Genomic DNA, 24,751 nt, shown 5'->3' on the forward strand with positions numbered 1-24,751 from the left:
AATATGTCCTCAACTGAGCGACGTGGACGGATCCATGAACATCAACCGACTGAGTTGGGACGACCTGCGCGTCTTCTTGGCGGTCGCTCGAACCGGTAACCTCTCGCGCGCGGGGCGTAGTCTCGGCATGGACCACGCCACCGTCGGCCGGAGAGTTTCCGCGCTCGAGTTCGCGCTGGAAACGCCGGTTTTCGAGCGGGATCGGACAGGCTGCCGACTCAATGCGCAAGGGCGAGCCATGCTGGAACACGTCGAGGCGGTCGAAGCCAACTTGCTGACACTGGCAGACACGCTCGAAAGCGGCACGCCGGGTCCGGCGGGGCACGTTCGAATCGCTACAATGGAAGGTATCGCGTCGCTCTATCTGAGTGAACAATTCGCAGGTTTCAAACAAGAGGAGCCTCGAATTTCCATCGAACTCGTGACGTCCTCCAATGAGGTGCGCATTTCACAGCGCGAAGCCGATATTTTTCTCAGCTTCTTCGAGCCGCGGGGAACCAACCTAGAGGTCTCTCGAATCGGGCGTTTTGCATTGAATCTATATGCGAGTTCCGACTACCTCTCGCGGCACGGGACACCCTGCTCGGTCAAAGCGTTAGGCAACCAGGTATTCGTTGGGTACATTGATGACCTGATTCAGTTGGAGGCAGTGCGGTGGCTCGATGATGCGATCGCCAACCCGGCCATCGACTTCTATTCGAGCAGCATGCTGTCCCAGATGTTCGCCGCGGCCGCAGGCGCGGGTATTGTGATGCTCCCCGCGTTCGCGCATGCGGAACGCTTCGGGCTCGTTCCCATTCTTAAAGATCGTATTGAAGTGCACCGGGACGTATGGATGAGTACGCATCGGTATGTGCGAAGGGTGCCTCGCATCCGGCGAGTGCTTGCTTTTCTCGGGGAAATCTTCATGAGAGATTTCCCCATATCAAACATTTGACCAGAACATCGCCTGAGGTATGTAACCCCGGAACGCACCAATACGCGACCCTACATTCTTATTACATCGAGCAGCGTTCTCTTACCGTTTTTGAATCCATACAAAGAAATCGCGCCATGCTTCAGATCACCTTTAGAATCAAACGTGGTTTCACCCGTCACGCCCTTGTAATCCGTCGACGGCATTTCGGCCAGAATTTTTGCTGGTGCGGTCGAGTTCGCACGCTTCATCGCATCGACAATGATGTACACAGCGTCATACGAAAACGGAGCATAGACCTGGATCGGCTGGTGGAAGCGAGCTTCGTACTTCGCTTCAAAAGCGTCGCCACCGGGCATTTTCTCGAGCGCCATACCGGCCTCGGAGCAGACGACGTTGTCGGTCGCGGCGCCGGCCAGAGTTGAAAGACCATCGGAGCAAACACCGTCTCCGGCAAGCACTCTCGCACGAAGACCCAGTTGGCCCGCTTGCTTGGCAAGCGGCCCCCCCGTCGCGTCCATACCGCCGTACATGATCGCGTCCGGGTTCTCGCCCTTGATTTTCGTCAGGATTGCTCGAAAATCGACGGCCTTGTCGTTCGTCGCGTCGTGCGAAAGCACCTTGATGCCAATCGCCTTTGCTCGATTCTCAAAGTCACTGGCAAGGCCCTGCCCATATGCCGTGGCGTCGTCGACAATCGCGACGGTTTTTACGCCCTGCTGTTTCGCATAGTTAGCAAGCGCCGGCCCTTGTTGTGCATCAGTTGCGACAACCCGGTAGGTCGTCTTGAAACATTGTTTTGTGTACGCGGGATTCGTTGCTCCGGGTGAGATCTGAACGATTCCGGCGTCACTGTAGATCTTCGACGCCGGAATGGAGGTGCCCGATGTCTGATGGCCGATGACGGCGACGACCTTGTCGTCGACAAGCTTTTGAGCAACCTGGGTGGCAGTACGCGGATCCGCTGCGTCGTCTTGCGCGTCGAATGCCAGTACGACTTTCTCGCCACCTATAAGCAACCCCTGTTTGTTGATTTCCTCGACCGCGAGACGAGCACCATTCTCTTCGTCCTTGCCGATTTGAGCGGATCCACCTGTCAATCCTGCAACAAACCCAATCTCTATCAGGTCGTCTGCCAACGCAGGAGTCTGCATCGTAAAGAATATCGGCAGCACGACCAAAAACTTGCAAACACAAAACAAACCGGTCTTCATAATCTGTCTCCTGATAATATTATAAATCCACACCACCCCCACTCACACCCAATAAGCCACCCTTTAATTAATAAATCACAAATACTTCGACAGAATGATGTTCACAAAAAACCCATGAATTTTTGACGTCTTGTTTATTTTAGAACGACAGGAGAAGAATAAGTAAATGAATCAATGCCGTAATTTATAGCGGTTAACAATTTTGTTCTTCCGGCTGGCGATTCTTTGGGTGATCCGTCCTAGCTGTGTGTGCCGCATAGGAGAAAGCACGTGAGCGAGCCTCACGCGCCGTGTGAGCACTTCTGATAGAGTCAATGCTGCAAGCGTGTCTTGCGCGTGTTGGCATGTCGTCTACTATTGTGTACGATCGGGCACCTAAGAGTCGTTGCGAGGTGTGGCTTACACTGCGATCAAGCCCCGAGCTTGCCAACATCCTCAGGTGCATTGCCTGGATGCCATATCGCGCGCCTCCTTGCTTTGAGCGGAACGGATTGCCCATACAATGAGGGCAATTCCGTCTGAAAAATGACCTCCCAACCATGAACCGACAACCCACGGACCCAACTTCGGCGATTTCAAACCGCGTGCGAATCGAACGCGAGTCACGCGGATGGTCGCTATCTGATTTGGCTGAACGTTCCGGCGTTTCGAAGGCGATGATCAGTAAGATTGAGCGGGATGAGACCAGCCCTTCGGCAACAATACTGGGGCGTCTCTCCGGTGCATTTGGCCTTCAGTTGTCAATGCTCCTAGCTCTTTCCGAACAGACGGGGGAGCGACTCTGCCGTGCTGCCGATCAACCGGTTTGGCAGGATCCAGAGACAGGGTATACACGTCGCGCGGTGTCTCCGCGGGTTGGGGGAATGCTCGAGCTGATCGAAGTCACGCTACCTGGGGGGGAGCGTGTGTCGTATCCATCTTCGGCGTTCGCCTTTCTTTATCAGCAGGTGTGGGTACGCAGCGGCAAGCTGATTTTTGAAGAAGGCGAACTGACGCATGAACTCCATGCGGGAGATTGCCTGCAACTTGGACCGCCGGCTCCGTGTACCTTCGTTAATCCGGGGACCAAGCCGTGCGTCTATGTGGTAGCGCTGGTGCGGCGGTAGTTTCTCGGGTTCCCGCGGTGCGGATGGAGTGCCGGGATGCAACTGATATCCCCAGTTCCGGCCATTTTGGCCAAGGCTGGGGCCTACCAGCGTAACCCATCGGAACCGTGCTTCGCCTTCCCTCAAGAGGCGAAGCACGTCAAATGGCTTACAGCGAGAAGTACATATCGAACTCGATCGGGTGTGTTGTCACTCGAAAGCGCTGCAGTTCGCCCTCCTTCAGCGCGATGTAAGCATCGAGAATGGAATCGGTGAAGACGCCACCGCGTGTCAGAAATTCTCGATCTTTGTCGAGCGCTTCGAGAGCCTGATCTAGGCCCGCGCACACCGTCGGAATCTTCGCATCCTCTTCTGGAGGAAGATCGTACAGATTCTTGTCGGCAGCCTCACCCGGATGGATTCTGTTCTGGATCCCGTCAAGCCCCGCCATCATCAACGCTGAAAAGCACAGATATGGATTTGCCATCGCGTCCGGAAAGCGCGTTTCGATGCGACGCCCCCTCGGATTCGACACGTGTGGAATACGGATCGAAGCGGAACGGTTGCGTGCCGAGTAGGCGAGCTTCACAGGCGCCTCAAAATGCGGCACGAGACGCTTATACGAGTTCGTCGTCGGGTTCGTGATTGCGTTCAACGCGCGGGCATGTTTGACAATGCCGCCGATATAGAAAAGCGCCGTCTCCGATAGGCCGGCATAGCCGCTGCCTGCGAACAGGTTCTGACCGTCCTTCCAAATCGACTGGTGCACGTGCATGCCCGAGCCGTTGTCGCCGACGACGGGCTTAGGCATGAACGTGACAGTCTTCTCGTAGTTGTGCGCGACGTTACGCACGATGTACTTAAACTGTTGAGTCCAGTCGGCGCGCTGCACGAGTGTCGAAAATTTTGTGCCGATCTCATTCTGACCTTGACCAGCCACTTCGTGGTGGTGAACTTCGACGGGTACGCCGATTTGCTCAAGTAGCAGGCACATCTTCGAGCGAATGTCTTGGAACTCATCGACCGGTGCCACTCGGCAGTAGCCTCCCTTCGACCCGGGGCGGTGCCCCTTATTGCCGCCCTGGAGCTCTTTACCCGAAGACCACGGGGCCTCTTCGGAGCCAATCTCGACGAAGCAGCCCGACATGTCCACGTTCCACGTAACCGAGTCGAAAATGAAGAATTCCGGTTCCGGACCGAAGAAGGCCGTGTCACCAAGGCCCGTGCTCTTCAGATACGCTTCGGCGCGTTTGGCTAGCGAGCGCGGATCTCTTTCGTAACCTTTGCCGTCGGACGGCTCGACGACATCGCAAGTCATCACAAGCGTCGGCTCTTGGTAGAAGGGATCGATGAAAGCCGTGTTGGGATCAGGCATCAGCAGCATGTCCGATGCTTCGATGCCCTTCCATCCCGCGATCGATGAACCATCGAATGCATGGCCGCTCTCGAATTTGTCTTCACCGAATGCAGACCTTGGTACAGATACGTGCTGCTCCTTGCCGTGCGTATCTGTGAAACGGAAGTCAACGAACTTGACGTCCTCGTCTTTGACGATTTGCATGACGTCGGCGACAGTCTTACTCATATCCTCTACTCCTTGTTAACGAATTTGGTGGTATTTTTCGACCCGTCGGGATTCATCTTCATCGCGTAGCTGCGATGTGCTCATGCGGTGCAATGCGGTCCCGCGTGTATGTATCGGTGGTCGGCGTATCGGCGAACATGGGTGTCGTTATGCGTGAAGATATCGAGCTTCACACACTGAAGCGCCGAACAGTTGGCCATCGACGCACCCATCGTTACAGCCACTCTTCAGACGTCGAATCTTCATCGTTCAACGTAAGTCCATTGGCCGGCAATGGAAGATCGGTTTTGTAAAGAACCTGCTTGAGAGAGAAACTCGATCGGATGTTTGAGATTCCTTTGATTTTTGTGAGATGTTCCAAAATGAAGCGTTCTAGCGCTTTCGTATCCGGCACAACCACGCGCAGCAAGTAGTCGGCATCCCCTGTCATCAAATAGCATTCCATTACCTCTGGGCGTGCCGATATCTCGTGCTCGAAGTGGCGTAGCGCGTCTTCGACTTGTCTCTCGAGGCTGATATTTATAAATACGTTGAGACTCAAGCCCAGACGTTCTGGATTGAGCAGTGTCACTTGCTGCCGAATCAACCCAAGAGCCTCAATGTTCTTAACACGGTTAAAGCAAGGGGTCGTCGATAAATTAACGGATCGTGCGAGGTCCACATTCGTAATGCGAGCGTTTTTTTGCAACTGACCGAGAATCGCAATATCGATCCTATCGAGGCGCTTAGATTGTGTCAGCATGACCGTATTCCTGCACGGACGACCGCGAGCAGTATCCCGATTGTTCAGTAGCAATTGACCAGGGCACCGCCCGTCGCATCATCCGTCTTACGGAGGATCTCGACTTCGATCGCCGCTCGCGGCGTGCCAGTAGTTGCGGTGCCCCTCGGATCGAAAAGCAGTCAATTCACACGATCAAGGGCTTGACGCAGGTCCTCTATGAGATCGTCGGGATGTTCAAGTCCGATTGACATTCGAAGCAGGCCCTGAGGGGTTTTGCTCTCCGGCCCCTCGATCGAAGCACGATGCTCAATCAAACTTTCAACTCCACCCAGGCTCGTGGCGCGCGTAAAGACGTCGACGCTAGCCGCGACGGCCATTGCTGCATCCTTGCCACCCTTGACCTCGAACGACAGCATGCCGCCGAAGTCATTCATCTGTCGGGCCGCAATGGCATGGAACGGGTTGTCTTCGAGGCCCGGGTAGTGAACCACTGAAACCTTCGGATGCTCATGCAGCCAGGTCGCAACCTTGCGTGCGTTCGCGCAATGTGCCTGCATGCGGTACGACAACGTCGAAAGGCTACGCATCACAAGCCAACAGTCGAACGGCGATGGAATGCCGCCACCGAACAGTTGCGTTTGACGAACCGTCGCGAAGGCCTCATCGTCTTTCAAGGAGACGACCACGCCCCCCATTACATCGCTGCGGCCACCCAGGTACTTTGTGGTCGAATGCATCACCATGTCGCAACCGAGCGCCAACGGATTCTGAAGCGCGGGTGTTGCAAAGGTATTGTCTGCAATTGCACGCGCACCCGCGCGATGCGCGAGATCGGCTAGTGCCGCAATATCGACACACTGCAGCAGTGGGTTCGACGGTGTCTCGATCCATACGATACGCGTGTTGCCACGAATCGCTTTCGCGACCACGTCTAGGTGCGTCATATCGACAAAGCTCGCGTCGACTCCCCATTTGGAGAACAAATGCTTTAGAACGTTTGCTGTTCCATGGTAAATGTCTGAAGGTGCTACGACGTGATCACCCGGCTGCAGTCCTTGCATGATCGCGGTGACGGCCGCCAATCCCGACCCGAAAGTTGCGCTAGCCGCACCGCCTTCGAGCGCGGCGATTGCCGCCTCAAGCCCATTGCGATTGGGGTTATGGTTACGGCCATACATGAAGCCGCGTGGATAGCTGCCATCGACGTCGCGCTCGAAGGTGGTCGACATATGAATGGGCGGTGAAACCGCACCAGTACTCAAATCGACTTCGTGACCAGCGTGGACAGCCAATGTTTCAAAGCGATAAGGCCTGCTTGTTTTCACTGCGATACCTCCTCATGGTTAATCCTTGACGTTTCGCGCGCGCGATGCGGGCTGAAGTATTCGCTGGCCAACGCCACCCAATAGAGGACTCCCGTTGGGATGAGGGCATCGTTGAAATCGTACTCAGGATGATGCAGTCCCTTATCCTGACCGCCGCCGGCCAATACGTAGGTGCCAGGCCTGGCTTGCAACATGAAGCCAAAATCTTCTGCTGTCATGTTCGGCGGAACGCTTGCATGAACACATGTGTCCCCGAACGTCGATCGAAGAACGGTTTCACAGAAAGCTGTTTCCACCGGAGAATTGACGGTCGCTGGGCAAAACTCGGCATAGTCGACGTCAATCTGTGCCCCGTAAGACTGTGCAACCCCCTTGCAAAGCCGCAGGATGTCGGTCTGCAGTTGCTCTAGCAGCCGTGTAGAGAGCGCGCGAATGGTGCCTCGCATTTCCACGGATTCGGGCAAGACGTTGTCCGTTTCTCCTGCGAGCATTGTGCAAATCGACACGACGGCTGGGTCAACGGGAGATTTGTGGCGTGCGCAGAGTGTTTGGCATTGCTGGACCACGGCACACGCAATCGGGATCGGATCGATACCCTTTTCGGGCTGTGCGGCATGCGCGCCCTTTCCTTTTACCTCGATGCGAAATCGGGTACTCGCGGCCATGATGGGCCCGGTGCGTAGTCCGAAGTGCCCGGCCGGCAGACTCGGCCAGTTGTGCATGCCGAACACGGCATCTGTTGGGTACAGTTCCAGCAGTCCGTCGTCGAGCATACGTTTTGCGCCCAAGCCACCCTCTTCAGCTGGCTGAAAGACGAAATGCACGGTGCCGGGCAACGGCGGCAGTTCTTTGAGCACACGCGCGGCGCCCAAGAGCATCACCGTATGTCCGTCATGGCCGCAAGCGTGCATCTTTCCTGCAAAACGCGATGCGTGTTCGTGCTGACAGGCTTCATGGATCGGCAATGCATCCATGTCCGCCCGAAGCAATATCGCACCCGCCCCGCTCGCTCCGGGCAAGGTCGCTACCACGCCCGTGCCGCCCAATCCCCGCTTCACGTCATAGCCGAGCGACGCGAGTTCTGTAGCAGCGACTTCCGCAGTCCGGAACTCTTCGTAGCGCAGTTCTGGATTCGCATGTAGATCTCGTCTGAGTGCCACCCAATGAGGCAGATGCGCCTTGATCAACGAATCGATTGCAGATTGTATTGCGCTATCCATTCATCCAACCTTTAGAAGGACTCTATGCTGATCTCTTTCGGCATCTCGTCCGGACGACTCAATGCATCCCGTTGTTGTTTACTATAGTGGACGATCGGACACTGCAAAAGAAATTTCTACGCTGGGGTTTACGCGAGGTAGCAGTCAGCGAGATGAGCCAGACCGGGCATCTTCCCCAAGCCGCACGTGCGAGCGGCTCGGCGAAGTTTCGTATGTCTTGCTACGTCTGGAAGGACCACAAGAAGGGGGAAGCGAAAGCACTCGAGAACCGAGGCATCGGTCCCAGCAAAGGCGAGCCGTCGGTCGACGCATCCGCCATTTGCTATATCGGCAAGCGTTCGTTCGTGGACATTTCAGGGTCGATCGTCGGGCCGTTCAACGGTTCGTCCATGGGTGCGGAGTTGGCCGGCGCCGCCGATTGTGGGTGGCGCACCGGAGACCGGAGCCTGCGGGCGACGGTTTCCCACTCCCAGTTCTCCCATACGCGCGCCGCAACGAGGTACGAATACGACGAGGCGGGACTCGAGGCCGGATGGCGCGACAGGTGCAGTTTGCCTACTTCGGTACGCGCAATCCGGCACGTATCCCAGCGCAGATGGGCACGATGCTCGTGCATCGGTGGGTCGCGCAAGTGCGTTGGGCTTTTTGAATCCTTCGGCGTTGCCTTAGGCAAACGTCATGCACGTCCCACAAAGGCGTCTTCGCAGAACAACCGGTAGTTGTCTGCGTTCCTCGCGGCGGCGTCAGGCCTGACTTGGGCAAGTCCGTAACAAATCCACGGACCATAGGCCGCGCGGAAACGCTCCTCCGGGGGCGCGTTCAAGTGCGCGAAAATCAAGCCGCGAAGCCCATCGATGAGCGGCACGTCGTCAGTGCGCGCGAACAGGTGTGTAGCTTCATGCACAATAGCGCCGCCGCGAGACACCTCCATGCTCCCATTGCTGTTGTACGTGTGGTGACGCGTGGGCTGGCCTCCAGTATTGGAGTCGTTGAAGAAAGGGACTCCGAGGCAAATGTATGGCCTGGGTGCCTTGGCAGTGCCCCATTCCCCTTCCTTAAGGCGCCCGACCCTATCAGCGCCGCCGTCCGTAGCGAAACCGCCTTCTTTGAGGTCCAAAGGGTTGCCGGTTGCGGCGGTGCCGCCGTAGCTCAGGCCAGTGCATTGGTTTACAAGGCCGTCCCGCGTGCGTTGGAGCCTACCGATCACGTCCAACGCATTGGCGGTGCCAAACCAGCGCCGAAAGAGCTGGGCGTTGCCCGGGACATTGAGCGATTGAGCGACGCCGATGCCGGCAGCCAGCAATTGAGCCGCCTCGTGCCAAGCGCTCAGGGTCTTGACGCGGTCGTTGTGCGCGGAGTAGGCCCAATAACTACTGGCTAAATAGTAGCCGGGCCGGTTAGGCATCGCGGCGCTTGCGACCTTCGCGCGCCTGATGTACGCCTCGTGCTGGACTGGGTCGAAGTTGCTGGGGCTGGGTGTGTGGGGTGGTGGCGACTGTCTGGTCTCATGGATCAGCTTGGACGCCCGCCGAAGGTTGATGAGAGCCTCCGTTGAATAGCCGGGTGTCGGCCGCAATCCAATCGACCTGATGGAGAAGCTTAGGTCGGAGTCGATAGATCGGACTCTCGCGGGCGTAATGTCGTGGCTCAGATAACAGGCGATCCGTGCTGCGAGCGCCAGCCCGGGGTCATCTAGTTTGTTCCGCACCAGGGTACCAAAGGCGGCTCCAATGTTTGTTTTTGCCATCGAACTTCACTCCGTATCGCTGTTTGTATCGCTGGCTGTTCCCCGACACTCCACTCAGCCATTGCATCCCGCAGCTTTCACCGCGTCGCGCGATGATAAATCAACCTCGGAATACGGATGCGCACCTTTCTTTCCTAGATACCTTCCATTCGCCTAGCCAGTATGACCCGGTCATTCGATTCGCCGCGATACCGGCAATTTCGCCGGTGGACGACAGGCATTCATATCCGCTTCACGATACTTCGGACGTTGCTCAAAAGACCCTGAGAGATCGGGCCGCCTGCGACGAGCGGCCATCTTTCCGTGGCTCGCTCGATTTGTTCAACCGTTTCGAGGATACATTCAATGACCAACGTTCAATCCACCCGCGCGTCGACATCGGCGTCGCATCTCAACACGGCGTCGGAGCCCGAAAGCTCCGGCAAAAATGCCCCCACCGGCACCGCCAAACGCAACAACACCGAATCGCCGATCGGCAATTTCACCAAACGCGCGAAGTACGAAGGCGGCGAAGCTGCATCCACGCTGCAATCGCATACGCGCTTCTTCGAAGACGGCAGCACGACGACAACCGGTTCGCGCGTGCCGTCGCGCGTGCCGATCGCCGAACGCGCGGGGCACATCGCCGCCGCATTGCGCGGACGCCAGCTCGATGCCGTGACGCACGCCTCGGGCAAGGAGGCGCTCGAACAAGCGACCAAGACGACGCTGGGCAGTTGGACGTCCGATTCCCACTTCCATCCGACGCAATACACGCAGCAAGGCATGTTGCCCGAGGAAATGCTCGCGATGATGGATAAGGTGGGCGTGTTTCGCAGCGTGATCATGCCGATCCCGACCGACGTGATCCCCTGCGGCCATCCGGACAACAACCATATTCCCGCGGAAGACTATTACGTTCCGAAGGAAGACATGAGCATGGCGCGCCATGAGTTGACCGGGCCGCGCGAGGACAAGATCGCGGGTAGCGCGCATCTGTTCGTCAACCAGCAAGTCGATGCCGACACCGCCACCTTCATGCACATTTCAGGCCTCTCCGACGCCCAGCGCGATCGCCTCGATCCGATGGTGACGGGCCTGCATCTGGGCTCGCCGCTGAGCCCCGAGGCACTCCTGAAAAAGCTTGCCAATGCTCCCGGCATGTTCACCGGTATCGGCGAGGTGACGATTCATAAGGAACTCGTCGAGCGCCAATATGCCGACGCCCGTCAAGCGAACCTCACCGACAATGTCCAATCGTTCAAGAACCTGCTTGCAACGGCAGGCGTCGTGGGCATGCCGGTGGTGCTGCATTGCGACGTCGACTCGACTGCCAATCAACGGGCCAACGGGCTCGGCGCGCCGCAACACCTCGATGGGATCAAGAAGCTCCTCGCTTCGCCCGAGGCCAAGGACACCACGATGATCTGGGCGCACTTCGGCGGTATCGGCCGTTTCGTCGCCAAGCCCGACAACCACATGGAGAACCTGCGCAAGATCCTTAGCGATCCGGCGATGAAGCACGTGCACGTCGATATCTCGTGGTCGCGCGTGGCGCGGCAGATCGTCATGAAGCAGAACGCGCAGGGCGTCGAGGAACCGGATCCGGCATCGATCAAGGCCGCGGCCGATCTGATCGAGCAATTCCCCGACCGCTTCCTGATGGGTTCGGACGCGCTCGACCCGAAGCAGGAAGCAACGTGGGCCGAGACGGGCAACATGTACAAGCCGCTGCTCGACAAGCTTTCGCCGGAAGTGCGCCAGAAGGTGACGGTAGGCAACTACGAGCGCGTGATCGTCGGCTCGCGGGCCAAGGTGCGTGCGTTCGAAAAGCACGTGCTGACGCCCGATTTCCTGAAGACGAGCGTCCGTCCGTCCGGGCCGACGCCGATGCGCGATGGCCCGCACGCCGAGCCTGCCAAGCTGCGCGCGTTGCGCGATGCGGCGTACGAGGCTGCCGGCGTCAATGAGCGCGGCGAGCCGGTGTCCGACGCGTCGCATTGATCGAAGAAAGGCGTGCGGCGGCAAGCTCATCGACGAGCTTGCCGCCGTACGACCCTATGCACACCCAATCCGTGCGGGGCGGCACGTCTTACCACTTCGCCCCCAAGTGCGAGGCAAGACCATGAAAATCTTCGGCAGATCGTCGACCACCGACACCGGCCAGGCCGCATCCCCGACCGGCAACGGCACCCGCACGGGCGCTTCGCGCTCGAACGCGAAGCGCTCCATCGGCAATATGTTTTCCAAGCTGACGAACTTTGGAAGCACGTCGGGGAATTCATCCTCACGGACCGGGAATAACGCCCAACGTCGACAACCGGCCGCGCAATTTGTCAGTACTGCTGAAAGTCGCGGCGCCACCTCGCGTCGATCCGACGACGAAGATATCAGCGTCAAGGTCGCCCGCATCGTTTCGCAAAAAAGCCTGCACCGCGACGGCGATCGAGCCGGCTCTTCCAGCACCGCAGAGCCGCAGCCCACGCTAGCGCATTTCATCGCGCCGGATCTCGGCATCTCGCCGGAGGGGCCTGCCCCGAGAAAACGACACGGCTTCTCCCGCTTTTTCGCGCGCAGTCGGGCACCGTCTAGTCAGGCACCCAACGTACCCGTACGAAATGAGCAGCCGCCTGTTTCGCCGCAAATTTCCATCCCCCGTGAAGACCCGATCGGAGAACTTGTCGGCTGGCTCAACGATGGGCGCATCGCGGCCGCGCCCCCCATGAACATCACGGCGAACGAACAGAGCGAGTCATCGCGCGAATCGCACGCATCGCACGCATCGAATGTATCGAACGCATCGGACGCATCGGACGCATCGGACGCATCGAACCTATCCGACGTCTCCCGCAAATCGCAAACATCGAATACCCAACCAACGCAGCACGACACCGACCGCCCAGTTTTCGATGAGGCGGACGGCGACGACGACGGTGTTCGAATCGACCTCGATCTCGGCGAAATTCACACACCGCCGGCCGCCTTGCAGGCCGAGAACGATCGAATTACGCAAGCCACCCCTTCTGAATCGAGCGCTTCGCACCGCAGCGAATCCGGCTCGCACGACATCCACGTCGGCACCGCCACGCCCGAGCCGCCCCCGGAAGATCCCGGCACGAGCGTCACGGCTCGGCGTACGGGGCTCGGCAAACTCAAGGAAGCGCTCAACGGATTGCGCAAACATGCCGCGGACGAAGCGTACGTCCACGGCTTCGGCATCTCGTCGACGAGCTTATCCCTAACGCCGTTCTCGACGAACACGCGCACGGCGCGCGCGAAGCCGTTTACCGGCGTCGTTCGCGAGGGCGACGCGGCCATCGAATCGCACAAGCGCTTAGCCGATCTGCCCGGCGGCACACCGCCAGCCGTGCTGCACGAAAGCGCGGTCGTCAAGGGACTCGAACACAAGCACGCGCTCGACGAATTGTTTCTCGACGAAAGTTTCCTGCCCGGTACGGACCGCCGCCAACTGATCGACTCGATCAAGCAAGCCGCTGAGGACAAGCAGCTGACGCCGCTCGAGACAACGAGCCTCGCGCAGGCACTGCACATTGCGTTCGCCCGCACGCCCGATCGCCCGCGCGACACGGCATACGATCCCGCATACGACGCCGCCCACGATGCACGTGCGGCGCTGCAGTCGTTGCCGCAAACGAATCTGCTCGACGCGCTGCGCGACAATGCCGAGCCCGTGCAGCGCGCCGACTATGACGCCGATCGAGCCTGGGCGCTCGCGCAGGAACTCGTTCATATTCCCGGGGGCGTCGGCGCGAGCCTGCTCGAAAAGCTCACGCCGCAAACCGCCCGCCCTGCCGGCACGCATGCCTCCGTCGTCGAAAAGGATCGAATGCTCGTGGGCGTACTGCTGAAGGCATCGCAGCAAGCCGTGCGCGAGGCCCGCTATTCGGCCGGAGAAAAGAAAGACGGTAAGGTGTTCGGCGTCTTCTCCCGCCCATCGCGCCAGGTAGGGAACGCGCAATCGCCCTCGCCGGACGGCCCGCGCATGCTCGCGCACGATCCCGCTTCGATCTTCGCCGACGGCGCGCTGCACGTTGCAATCGCCGAAGCCGGCGAAGGCAACTGGCCCGGCCGCGGCAACACGCCAGTACCGAGCGGCCTTTCGCTCGCGCAAAAGGCGATGCTCGCGGTCAAGGAGGAACTGGCCGAAATCGACGCGCACGTTGCAGGCGATACGACGCGCGGCACCGCCTTCAACAAAGGCACGCACGGCTGCCGCTTTGCGATTTCGATGATACGCGGCGACATGCTGACCGATCAGACGCGCGAGCCGAGCGGTGCTCACAGCCAATTCGGCCTCGCCGAGGCGCGACTCGGCAAGAGTGTCGGCAAGCATCTGGACCGCGCGATGCGCCGCCCCGCGGCTTGGAACAACTTCGTCGGCTCCCTCAAGGAGCTGGGGCGGTACGTAGGCGTCTACAAGAACAAGAGCCCGTTCAACACCTACAACCGGCTCGCCGAAAGCGACGGCGGACGCGGCATGGACGTCGGCAACCGCGGCGGCACGCACGTCGGCCGCGCGTTCCGCGACATGATCGACAAGGTCGAGGCAACGATCGACGAACGGCCGACGCTAGCCCAAGACGCGGCCGGCGGCGACGAGCAAGCGCTGCGGCTGCTCGTACGCTCGTCGATCATGAAAACGACGAAGGCTGAAACGGTCATGCTGCCGCGCTTCGCACAGCCCGGTGTGCTGACTGACCTCTCGCAGGAGAAGGTCGCAGGCGACGTCGCGGCGAAGCTGGCGAGTTCCGGCACCGCGCCCGATGAAGCGACGCACGCCAAGATCGCGGCCATGGTGGCCGAAGAGAACCAGCCCCTGACCGCGCAAAAGCTAGGCCAATGGGCCGCGGCCGTCGGCGGCCCCGCCGATGCGGACGCGCTGAAGGAGATCGCGAGCAACACGGCCGCCGACCACCCGTGGCGGGCGTTCGCCCAATCGTTCGAGCACGCGGAAAACCCGAGCGGCGTCGCCTCCATCGATACCCCCTCGCTGCGCGGCAAGTCGCGAGAGGAAGTCGCCGACATTCTCGCGAAGATCGTCGCGGCCGAAGAACTCGGCTCGGGCTTTGCGTTCGACAGCGCCGGCAACGTACAAGGCACGACGAAGAACGTCAGCGGGCTCATCTCACGCGCGGCGATGCACTTCATCGGCAGCGTCCACCTTGACCTGGGCGGCGGCAAGATACGTACGGTGCGCTTCGAATCGCTGACGAGCACCGACCGTAGTCAATTGCGTGTCAGCGTCACGACGCTCAAGCGCGGTCAAGCCGGCGTGGGCGGCACTGTCGGCCACTTCACCGGTCATGACCATCCGGTCACACTCGGCGGTGGCATGGATGTCGGCGGCGCCTACGAGGTCGTGCATCAGGAAGGCGCCGTACTCGGCTTTCCGCGCAATCTCTCAGGCGGGGTGTTGGGCGATCGTGCGCTCAACGAGAAGAAGGGGCAACTCGTCAAGCTGCTTGTGCTCGGCGGCGAACTCGAGGGCCACGCGCAGCCGGCCAACGAGGAAGACCGGAAGTCGCTGATCAAATCCGCCTATCAGGCATTCGGCGACGACCTGTCGATCGGCTTCTACGAAATGGATCAATCCGACACGCAAGGCACGCTCAGCGTGAACGGCAGCGCCGGGGTCCGCTTCGATCACTTCAAACTCTCCACGCCGACACTGGGCGCGAGCGGCAAGGCGCAAGGCACGACGATTCGCTACCGAGATCAATCGGGATTCCTAAAGACCGAATGGAAAACCGATTCGTCGTCGTACAACGCATCGTTCCAAGCCTCGCTGGCAGGGTTGAACGGCTATGACGAGATCCCGACGGACCCGGGCGATCCGGGTGCCTCGGTGATGACCTCGGTCGCCCCGTTCCTTTCCGGTTCCGCGCAGTTCTTCCGCTTCGGCGTAGCCGATCGGCACGTACAGATCATGCAGGACGGCAAGGAGCTGGCGACGAGCTTTGCCACGCGCACGTTCCAGGCGCCGATTTCATTCCTGCACGAGTTCGGGCAGAGCGTCGACAAGTATGCCGACGAGAAAGCGAAGAAATACTTCGGGGACGAATACGGAAAGGGCGGCCGCGTACGGGAGAACCTCGTCGCTCGCGAAAAGGCGCGCATGCTGGAGTTCGTCGATCATTACTTGAAGCAGCGCGATTTGACCGCAACGCCGCAGCTCTACACGGAGTTCGGCGACAACGTCGATATCGCCAACAAGCTGCGCGCGGCCGCCTACATGGCGGATCGAATGGGCGACAAGGACACAGCGAAAGCCGCGCGTCAGGAAATCGACGCGATTCACAGCGATCAGAAATACCGCGAGGGCCGCTTCTTGACGAACTTGCAGGTGCAGCAGGACGGGCGGCAAGTGGGCGTGAACGGCATCGCCGGGCTGACCTACTCGCGCAACGACAATCGCGCGCAGCAAGTTCTGACGTTTACCTGACGATAGGAATTCGCGGATTCTTCGATCGGAAAATCCCTACGCCGGCAACGCGCAAAAAGCCCTGATAGCCTTTGCCGGCGTGCCTTCCACCGATATCAACTTTCTTTATACCTCGAATTTATTTTTCTTCCTGGACGCCTGAAGGTTTGCACTTTCACAATCCGCCCAACAGAACGATGGTCGATGATCGGCTCGACAAATCCGCCCGCCGGCAGCCATCTATCGTGGACAGAAGAGGATCGAGGAGCGACGCGATGGAAATGAAACCGCAAACGAACGAAGCAAACGAGGCAGCGCGAGAAATGACGGCGCACGACGAGCGCTGGCAATTTTGGGTCGATCGCGGAGGTACGTTCACCGATATCGTCGCGCGCAAGCCCAACGGCGATCTCGTGACGCACAAGCTGCTCTCCGAAAACCCCGATCGCTATCGCGACGCCGTGGTGCAAGGCATGAAGGATCTGCTCGGCATCGCATCCGACGAAGCGCTGCCGCAAGCGCGCATCGAAGTCGTCAAGATGGGCACGACCGTCGCGACGAACGCGCTGCTCGAACGCAAAGGCGCACGCACGTTGCTCGCGATCACCAAGGGTTTCGCCGATCAACTGCGCATCGGCTACCAGGAACGTCCCGACATTTTCGCGCGGCATATCGAACTGCCGTCGCAGATGTACGAGCGCGTCGTCGAAATCGACGAACGCGTCGACGCACAAGGCACGCTGCTGCGGCCGCTCGATGAAGTGGCCACACGTGCCGCATTGATGGACGCGCATGCCGCCGGCATCACCTCGATCGCCATCGTCCTGATGCACGGCTATCGCTTCCATGCCCACGAGTTGCGCGTCGCGGCGATCGCACGCGAATGCGGCTTCACGCAGATCTCGGTCAGCCACCTGGTGAGCCCGCTCATGAAGCTCGTCGGCCGCGGCGATACGACGGTCGTCGATGCCTATCTGTCTCCCGTGCTGCGCGATTACGTCGAGCGCGTGATGCAGCATACGGGCGCTGTGCGGCTCATGTTCATGCAGTCGAGCGGTGGCCTCGTCGACGCAACACGCTTCCGCGGCAAGGACGCGATCCTGTCCGGCCCGGCGGGCGGTATCGTCGGCGCGGTCAAGACCTGCGAAGCCGTCGGCGAGCGCAAGGTCATCGGCTTCGACATGGGCGGCACCTCGACGGACGTCGCGCACTACGACGGCGCGTACGAGCGCGTGTTCGAAACGCAGGTGGCCGGCGTACGCGTGCGCGCGCCGATGATGGACCTCCATACCGTCGCGGCGGGCGGCGGCTCGATTTGCAGCTTTGAAAACGGCCGCTTCAAGGTCGGGCCCGAATCGGCCGGTGCGCACCCCGGTCCGGCGAGCTACCGCAACGGCGGCCCGCTGACCGTCACCGATTGCAACGTCATGCTCGGCCGCGTGCAAGCGGAGCACTTCCCGCATGTCTTCGGCCCGAATGGCGATCTGCCGCTCGACGTCGAGGTCGTGCGCCGGAAATTTGCCGAACTCGCGCTGCAAGTTGAACGTGAAACGGGGCGGTTGATGAGCCCGCAAGGCGTGGCCGAAGGCTTTCTTGCAGTGGCCGTCGACAACATGGCGCAAGCGATCAAGACGATCTCCGTCGAGCGCGGCCATGACGTGTCGGATTACGCACTCTGCGCGTTCGGCGGCGCGGGCGGCCAGCACGCCTGCGAGGTGGCCGATGCGCTCGGCATGAAGCGCATCGCGCTGCATCCGTTCGCCGGCGTGCTGTCGGCCTTCGGCATGGGTCTCGCCGATCTGAACGTCATGCGCGAACGCGCGGTCGAAACGGTGGTGGAGCCGGCAACGGTCGCGGAATTGCGTGGCTTCTACGACGCGCTCGAAACCGAAGCGCTCGACGAACTGACGGCGCAGCACATTCCGAGCGACCGCGCGCGCGTCACGCGAGCGGCACGGCTCAAGTATCAAAACACCGATTCGACGCTCGAAGTCCCGTTCGGCGACGAAGCCTCGATGGTGCAGGCATTCGAAACGCTCCATCGCAAGCGCTTCGGCTTCGTGATGCCGGGCAAGCCGCTCATCATCGAATCGATCGTCGTCGAAGCCGTGGGCCTGACCGAGAAGCCGACGCTGAACAGCGCCACGTCGCTCAACGCGAACGACGCCCGGCACGACACGAATGCCGCGATGTTCATCGGCGGCCATACCTTGAGCGTCCCGCTGCACGCACGCAGCGAACTGACGGTCGGTGCGCGCCTCGAAGGCCCCGCCCTCATCACCGAAGCCATTTCGACGATCGTGCTGCAGCCGGGCTGGTCGGCCACGCTGCTCGAAGACGGCACGCTGCGCATGGACCGCGATGCCGGTACGCAAGCGGATGCAACGTCTCAAACGGTGACGACGGCGCGGCATCCGGTCCACCTGGAGATCTTCAACAACATCTTCATGTCGATCGCGCAGCAGATGGGCGTCACGCTCGAAAAGACCTCGTACTCGGTCAACATGAAGGAGCGGCTCGACTTCTCGTGCGCCGTGTTCGACCAAGCCGGCGGCCTCATCGCGAATGCGCCTCACATCCCCGTTCACCTCGGCTCGATGAGCGACAGCGTGCTGAGCGTGATCCGCGAGCACGGGAAGACGATGCGCCGCGGCGATGTCTTCATGCTGAACGTGCCCTACAACGGCGGCACCCATTTGCCCGACATCACCGTCGTCATGCCGGTGTACGGCGATGGCGATGCGCTGCTCTTTTACGTGGCCGCGCGCGGACACCACGGCGACGTCGGCGGCATCACGCCGGGATCGATGCCGCCCAACAGCACGACCATCGAGGAAGAAGGCGTGCTGCTCGACAACGTCAAGATTGTGGCCGAGGGGACCTTTCTCGAAGCGCCGGTGCGCGGGCTGTTCTGCACCGGCCCGTATCCGAGCCGCAACGTCGACCAGAACATCGCCGATCTGACGGCGCAAATCGCCGCCTGCGAATGCGGTGCGACCGAACTGCTGCGCGCGGTCAAGCGCTACGGCGCGGACGTCGTGCTCGCCTATATGGGCCACGTGCAGGACAACGCCGAGGACGCCGTTCGCAACGCGATCTCCAAGCTCGACGACGGCGAATTCGCCTACGAGATGGACGACGGCGCCGTGATCCGCGTGAAGGTGTCGATCGACCGCACGCGCCGCCAGGCCCGCGTCGATTTCACCGGCACGAGCGAGCAGCGCGCGACGAACTTCAACGCGCCGATGTCGGTATGCAAGGCGGCCGTGCTCTACGTGTTCCGTACGCTGCTGACCGAAGACATCCCGATGAACGAGGGTGTATTGCGCCCCGTCGACATCGTGATTCCGCAAGGCTCGATGCTCAATCCCGTGTATCCGGCCGCGGTCGTCGCGGGCAACGTCGAGGTGTCGCAATCGATCACCGATGCGCTCTACGGCGCGCTTCGCGTGATGGCCGGCTCGCAAGGCACGATGAACAACTTCACGTTCGGCGACGAATCGCAGCAGTACTACGAGACGATCGCGGGCGGCTCGGGCGCCGGCAGCACGCACCCCGGCACGTCGGCCGTGCAAACGCACATGACGAATTCGCGCATGACCGATCCCGAAGTGATCGAGTGGCGCTTCCCCGTCATCGTCGAGGAGCACGCAATCCGCCGGGGTAGCGGCGGTGCCGGTCAACATGCGGGCGGCAACGGCGCGGTGCGCCGGATCCGTTTCACGCGGACGATGACGGCGAATATCCTCGCCAATCGCCGCCGCGTGCCGCCGTTCGGCCTGGCCGGCGGCGAAACGGGCAGCGTCGGGCGCAACTGGATCGAGCGCGCCGACGGCGAGATCGACCAATTCGGCGCGACGCATACGGCGACGGTCAACCCCGGCGACGTGTTCGTCATCGAAACCCCCGGCGGCGGCGGATACGGCCACGCGGCGTAAGGGCTCATCGCGATTCACGGTTCCCATAACGACAAGCGCGAAGCACTCGACGCGCGACAAAAACCGTCCCGCGCGCAACGCGGGACGACATCCACCCACTGCTCTGGAGGAGATCCATGCAACACGCAGTGAATCTGTACCCGCTGATCGGCGTCGCCGTGATCATCGTCGGGTTTCTGTTACGTTTCAATCCGATGCTGATCGTGGCGGTCTCCGCCATCGCCACCGGCTTTGCCGCGCATTTTCCGATCGACGGCGTTCTTGCCGCGATTGGAAGCGGTTTCGTGAAAACGCGCGTCATTCCGCTCATCATCCTGCTGCCGCTCGCGGTCGTCGGCCTGCTCGAGCGGCATGGCTTGCGCGAACGCGCGCAAATCTGGATCTCGGGCATCCGCGCCGCCACGCCGGGCCGCCTGCTGATGGTCTACCTGTTCATCCGTGAAATCACCGCGGCGCTCGGCTTGACCGGGCTGGGCGGCCACGCGCAGATGGTCCGTCCGCTCGTCGCGCCGATGACGGAAGGCGCCGCGGAAGTGCGCTACGGCAAACTGACGGATGCGGTCCGCTACCGGCTGCGTGCGTTCGCGGCCGCCTGCGACAACGTCGGCCTGTTCTTCGGCGAGGACATCTTCGTCGCCTTCGGCGCCATCGTGCTGATGACGACGTTCCTCAAGGAAGCCGGCATCGTCGTCGCGCCGATGCACGTCGCGGTGTGGGGCATGCCTACCGCGCTCGCCGCCTTCATCATTCAAAGCATTCGCCTGCATCGGCTCGACGGGTGGCTCGCCCGCGTGACGGGCGGTGCGAAACCGGCCGCCAACGATACGGCCGCGACCGCCGCGACCGCCACGACTACGACAACCGCCGCCGAGCGCGATGCCGGCACCCGGGACACCACCGTCCGCACGCAAGGAGAAAACGCATGATCGTCTCGCTCAACGTGCTCTTTTGGCTGGTCGGCATCCTGCTGTTCGTCATCGGCGGGTTCATCCTCAGCGATCGCGATCATCCCAAGCGCTTTCTCGCCGGCAGCTTCTGGATCGTCTACGGCATCGTCTTCCTCGTCGGCGAGCAATTGCCCGCGGATATCGTAGGCGTGCTCGTCGTCGCCATGGCGGTGGTCGCCGGCGTAGGCGGCGTGACCGGCGCGAAACCGAAGGTCCGCTCGGACGCAGAACGCCACACGAGCGCGCTGCGGCACGGCAACGCCTTGTTCCTGCCCGCGCTGACGATTCCGGTCATCACGGTGATCGGCACGCTGCTCGCGCCGCGGCTCGTATTCGGCGGCGTCGCGCTGATCGACCCGAAGAACGCCACGCTCGCCTCGTTCGGCATCGGCTGCGTGTTCGCGCTGATCTATGCGTGCGTGCTGACGCGCGATTCGGTCAAACAATCGACGAAGGAAGCGCGACGCCTCGTCGATGCCCTGTCGTGGGCCGTCGTGCTGCCGCAGATGCTGGGCATGCTCGGCTTGGTGTTCGCCGATGCCGGCGTGGGCAAAGCGGTCGCACATCTGACGACGGCTTACATCGACCTCGACTACCGCTTGGTGGCCGTCATCGTCTACTGCGTGGGCATGGCGCTGTTCACCGTGATCATGGGCAACGGCTTCGCCGCGTTCCCGGTCATGACGGGCGGCGTGGCCGTGCCGGTGCTGATGGGCGTCTTCCACGGCAACCCGGCGCCGATCGCCGCGATCGGCATGTTCTCGGGCTACTGCGGAACCCTATTGACGCCGATGGCCGCGAACTACAACATCGTTCCGGCCGCCCTGCTCGAACTGCCGGACAAGTACGGGGTGATTCGGGTGCAGGTGCCGACGGCGATCGTATTGCTGACCGTCAATATCATTCTGTTGTACACGTTCATGTAAAGCCGGGCGCGAAAGCGAAGGCCGGGTTGCGCGTGCAGCATCGGCTTTCGCGTATTTCGATCGATGGTGGAGTGCAAGGTGAATCTCAAGTTTCTCGAAACGTTTATCTGGGTGGCCAAGCTGCGCAGCTTCAGCCTAGCGGCGGAAAAGCTCCATTCCACGCAGGCCGCCATCTCGAGCCGGATCTCGGTGCTCGAGGAGGAACTGGGCGCGAAGCTGTTCAAACGCGAACCGAAGGGCGTCTCGCTCACGCGCGCGGGCGAACGCGTCTTGCACCACGCCGAACTCGTGAGCCGTTCCATGACGGAGCTCTACACGAGCGTGCAAGACGAGAATCTCGCCGCGGGCACGATCCGGATCGGCGCGATGGACAGCGCGATCCATTCCTGGTTCGTCGACTTCGTCGCCGATGCGACGCACCACTACCCCAACCTCGACATCGAAGTCACGACCGAGACGGCGCTGAATCTGAACGAGCAGTTGCGACGCGGCATGCTCGATCTCGTGATCCAGACCGACATGGTGCGCGACGAGACCCTGCGCAGCGTCGAGGTGCTGGAGCTGTCGATCGATTGGATCGCGGCTGCCGACTCGGACATACCGGGCAAACAGGAAGACGAGACGATGACCGCGGCCTTGCGGCGGCTGGGCGCCGAGCGCCTCATCACGTATTCGCGCCACTCGCGTCCGCACCAGGATCTGCTGAGGTTGATGCAGTCGTACGGCGTCAACGAGGCGCGCGTGAGCTGCATGAACTCGCTGGCCGCGATGATTCAATTGACGCAGGCCGGCTTCGGTGTGGCGGCCATGCCGTCGGCGCTCGTGCAAGATCTCCTGCATAACGGGGGGCTCCGCAAGCTCGAAGGGCTCGAGTCGCCGCCTCCCCTGCCGTTCGTCATTACGTGGCGCACCGGCACGAACCGCGCCGAGCGCCTCGTCGAGATCGCCAAGGAAACGGTGCGCAAGTTTGCCGAGCGGGTGGGGAACGACGCGGCCCGGGTGATCGGCTGATTTATCGCGGTGAGGTTCGCCGGACAGCGTCTAGCGAATCCGGGCGCCGATCGGCGCAGCCTTCAACGAAATTCGGCGCGATGCCGCCGTGCGGCCCGTAATCGGCATGGAAGGCATCGCCGGCACGAGCGATCACGCCGAATAAACACCCTCGGGCCCGTTCCGCAGCGTCCGCGCGAAATGGCTCAGCCCTTCGCGCAGCGCGTCATCGTCGGCCGCACCGCTCAGGCTCACGCGCACCGCATGCGGCGCCGACCCTCGGCCGATCACGAAGCTGTCCGCCGTCTTCACGAGCACACCGGCCTGGCGCAGCGCCGCCGCGAATTCCGACGCGCGCCACGGCTCCGGCAACGAGAGCCACAGGTGGGGGCTCGCCGGATCCGTGCGGTACGCAATGCCCTCCAACACCTCCGCGGCAATCGCATGCCGAATATCGATCCGTTCGCGCTGCAGCGAAATGAGCCACTCGAGTTCGCCGCCATCGATCCAGCGGGCGGCGATCTCGGCATTGAGCGGCGCGGTCATCCAGCAATCGCTGCGGATCACCGCCAAGATCTTGCCGACCCAATCTTGCGGCGCGTGCACATAGCCGATCCGCAACCCGGGCGCGATCGCTTTCGACAAGCTGCTGATCGCGATGCCATGTTCGGGCAGGCGCGCCGCGATCGATTGCGGCGGGGTGTCGAGTAAGGCCGCGGGCACCAGATCTTCGATGACGACGAGGTTGTGACGCATCGCGATATCGGCGATCGCGGCACGGCGCGCTTCGGGCAGCGTGGCCGTGGTCGGATTGTGCAGCGTCGGCACGCAAAACAGCGCGCGCGGCGCGAGCAGTTCGCAAGCACGTTCGAGGCTCGCCGGCACGATGCCGTCATCGTCGATCTCGATGCCGACGAGATTGAGCCTCAGCTGACGCGCAAGCGCGACGATGCCCGGATAGCTGAGCGCCTCGGCGAAGATCGTGTCGCCGGGCCTCAAGACGGCGCGCAGCACGCACGCCAGGCCGTGTTGCGCCCCCTGCGTGACCAATACGCGCTCGGCGGGGCCAGGGCAGTTCATTCGCTCGAGCCAGCGCGCCCCCGCCTCGCGATGCGCCCGCCTGCCGCCCTCCGGCTGATACAGCAGCAGATCGCCGCTCAGCCGCTCGTCCGCTGCCAGCTCGCGCAACGTCACGCCGAGCAAACGCGCTTCCTCGGTCGCCATCGGAACGTTTTGGCCGAGATCGATCGGCCTTCCCGCGCCGAAGGCACCAAGACCTTTTTGAGCAGCGGCGAAAGGCTCCTCGCGCGCAGGCGCCATTGCCGCCGCCGCGCGCCTCGGCAACGCCAGCGTCACCGCGTCCGTGTCGGGCTCCGCGACGTAGGTGCCGTCGCCCACCCGCGCGATGACCATGCCGCATCGCAACAGTTCGTCATAAGCGCGGCTGACGGTGCCCGTCGTCACGCTGAGCTTCTTCGCGAGCAGTCGGTGGGCGGGCAGTTTCTCGCCCGGCAGCATCTGGCCGCCACGGATCGCCTGCGCGTAGGCACGCGCGATCGCCTGATATTTAGGCTCGCTGCTGTTGCGCTGCAAAGTCGGTAACCAGCCGTTCATGACGCTGTGTCCATGACATCGAGAGATGGCCTGCACGACGGCCGATGCCGTCATTATCGCGCCCAATTCGTGGAATTGAAGGCGGTCAATTACTTCAAT

The 24,751-nt window shown here is 61.4% G+C and carries 16 protein-coding genes; 8 read left to right on the plus strand and 8 right to left on the minus strand.

Annotated elements, in window-relative coordinates:
* Window positions 1-34: 34 nt before the first annotated feature.
* On the plus strand, window positions 35-937 hold the full coding sequence (locus DWV00_RS01390; RefSeq protein ID WP_115531741.1) for a LysR family transcriptional regulator: 903 nt from the start codon (window positions 35-37) through the stop codon (window positions 935-937).
* 50 nt (window positions 938-987) lie between these two features.
* On the opposite strand, the gene DWV00_RS01395 is transcribed toward DWV00_RS01390, so the two are convergent.
* Window positions 988-2,070 (minus strand): branched-chain amino acid ABC transporter substrate-binding protein, encoded by a 1,083-nt coding sequence (locus tag DWV00_RS01395; RefSeq protein ID WP_245964713.1) that lies wholly within the window; start codon window positions 2,068-2,070, stop codon window positions 988-990.
* A gap of 599 nt (window positions 2,071-2,669) precedes the next feature.
* Here DWV00_RS01395 and DWV00_RS01400 point away from each other — a divergent pair.
* Entirely contained in the window at window positions 2,670-3,236 is a 567-nt protein-coding gene (locus tag DWV00_RS01400) for a helix-turn-helix domain-containing protein (protein ID WP_115531742.1), read from the plus strand.
* 148 nt (window positions 3,237-3,384) lie between these two features.
* Here DWV00_RS01400 and glnA read toward each other — a convergent pair whose 3' ends face one another.
* The 6 genes from glnA to DWV00_RS01425 all read right to left on the minus strand — a co-directional run bounded on the left by glnA (window position 3,385) and on the right by DWV00_RS01425 (window position 9,816).
* The gene (gene glnA, locus DWV00_RS01405) at window positions 3,385-4,800 is read right to left on the minus strand and encodes a type I glutamate--ammonia ligase (protein ID WP_115531743.1); all 1,416 of its coding nucleotides are present in this window, start codon (window positions 4,798-4,800) and stop codon (window positions 3,385-3,387) included.
* Between the two features lie 214 nt (window positions 4,801-5,014).
* The gene (locus DWV00_RS01410; RefSeq protein ID WP_115531744.1) at window positions 5,015-5,542 is read right to left on the minus strand and encodes an Lrp/AsnC family transcriptional regulator; all 528 of its coding nucleotides are present in this window, start codon (window positions 5,540-5,542) and stop codon (window positions 5,015-5,017) included.
* A 161-nt stretch (window positions 5,543-5,703) separates the two neighbouring features.
* Window positions 5,704-6,849: a trans-sulfuration enzyme family protein gene (locus tag DWV00_RS01415; RefSeq protein WP_115531745.1), complete on the minus strand. Its 1,146-nt coding sequence runs from the start codon at window positions 6,847-6,849 to the stop codon at window positions 5,704-5,706.
* Window positions 6,846-8,069: a M20 aminoacylase family protein gene (locus tag DWV00_RS01420; RefSeq protein ID WP_115531746.1), complete on the minus strand. Its 1,224-nt coding sequence runs from the start codon at window positions 8,067-8,069 to the stop codon at window positions 6,846-6,848. The genes DWV00_RS01415 and DWV00_RS01420 overlap by 4 nt, the downstream gene beginning before the upstream one ends.
* Window positions 8,070-8,391: 322 nt before the next feature.
* On the minus strand, window positions 8,392-8,685 hold the full coding sequence (locus DWV00_RS33575; RefSeq protein WP_147297813.1) for a hypothetical protein: 294 nt from the start codon (window positions 8,683-8,685) through the stop codon (window positions 8,392-8,394).
* A gap of 60 nt (window positions 8,686-8,745) precedes the next feature.
* A complete protein-coding gene (locus DWV00_RS01425; protein ID WP_115531747.1) occupies window positions 8,746-9,816 on the minus strand; it encodes a M35 family metalloendopeptidase in 1,071 nt (356 codons plus the stop codon).
* Between the two features lie 345 nt (window positions 9,817-10,161).
* Here DWV00_RS01425 and DWV00_RS01430 point away from each other — a divergent pair, with 345 nt between their 5' ends.
* The 6 genes from DWV00_RS01430 to DWV00_RS01460 all read left to right on the plus strand — a co-directional run bounded on the left by DWV00_RS01430 (window position 10,162) and on the right by DWV00_RS01460 (window position 23,059).
* Window positions 10,162-11,799 (plus strand): amidohydrolase family protein, encoded by a 1,638-nt coding sequence (locus DWV00_RS01430; protein ID WP_115531748.1) that lies wholly within the window; start codon window positions 10,162-10,164, stop codon window positions 11,797-11,799.
* 718 nt (window positions 11,800-12,517) lie between these two features.
* Entirely contained in the window at window positions 12,518-16,258 is a 3,741-nt protein-coding gene (locus DWV00_RS01440) for a hypothetical protein (protein WP_147297814.1), read from the plus strand.
* 260 nt (window positions 16,259-16,518) lie between these two features.
* A complete protein-coding gene (locus DWV00_RS01445; protein WP_245964714.1) occupies window positions 16,519-20,175 on the plus strand; it encodes a hydantoinase B/oxoprolinase family protein in 3,657 nt (1,218 codons plus the stop codon).
* 116 nt (window positions 20,176-20,291) lie between these two features.
* The gene (locus DWV00_RS01450) at window positions 20,292-21,101 is read left to right on the plus strand and encodes a DUF969 domain-containing protein (RefSeq protein WP_115531751.1); all 810 of its coding nucleotides are present in this window, start codon (window positions 20,292-20,294) and stop codon (window positions 21,099-21,101) included.
* Window positions 21,098-22,048 (plus strand): DUF979 domain-containing protein, encoded by a 951-nt coding sequence (locus tag DWV00_RS01455; RefSeq protein WP_115531752.1) that lies wholly within the window; start codon window positions 21,098-21,100, stop codon window positions 22,046-22,048. Before DWV00_RS01450 ends, DWV00_RS01455 begins: the two co-directional genes overlap by 4 nt.
* 78 nt (window positions 22,049-22,126) lie before the next feature.
* Window positions 22,127-23,059 carry a LysR family transcriptional regulator gene (locus DWV00_RS01460; RefSeq protein ID WP_115532211.1) on the plus strand — a complete coding sequence of 311 codons (933 nt, stop codon included), beginning with the start codon at window positions 22,127-22,129 and terminating at the stop codon, window positions 23,057-23,059.
* Between the two features lie 132 nt (window positions 23,060-23,191).
* On the opposite strand, the gene DWV00_RS01465 is transcribed toward DWV00_RS01460, so the two are convergent.
* Window positions 23,192-24,652, minus strand: coding sequence for an aminotransferase-like domain-containing protein (locus DWV00_RS01465; RefSeq protein WP_115531753.1), 1,461 nt, complete (start codon window positions 24,650-24,652; stop codon window positions 23,192-23,194).
* Window positions 24,653-24,751 lie beyond the last annotated feature (99 nt).

The organism is Trinickia dinghuensis (genome assembly GCF_003367175.1).
Taxonomy (GTDB): domain Bacteria; phylum Pseudomonadota; class Gammaproteobacteria; order Burkholderiales; family Burkholderiaceae; genus Trinickia; species Trinickia dinghuensis.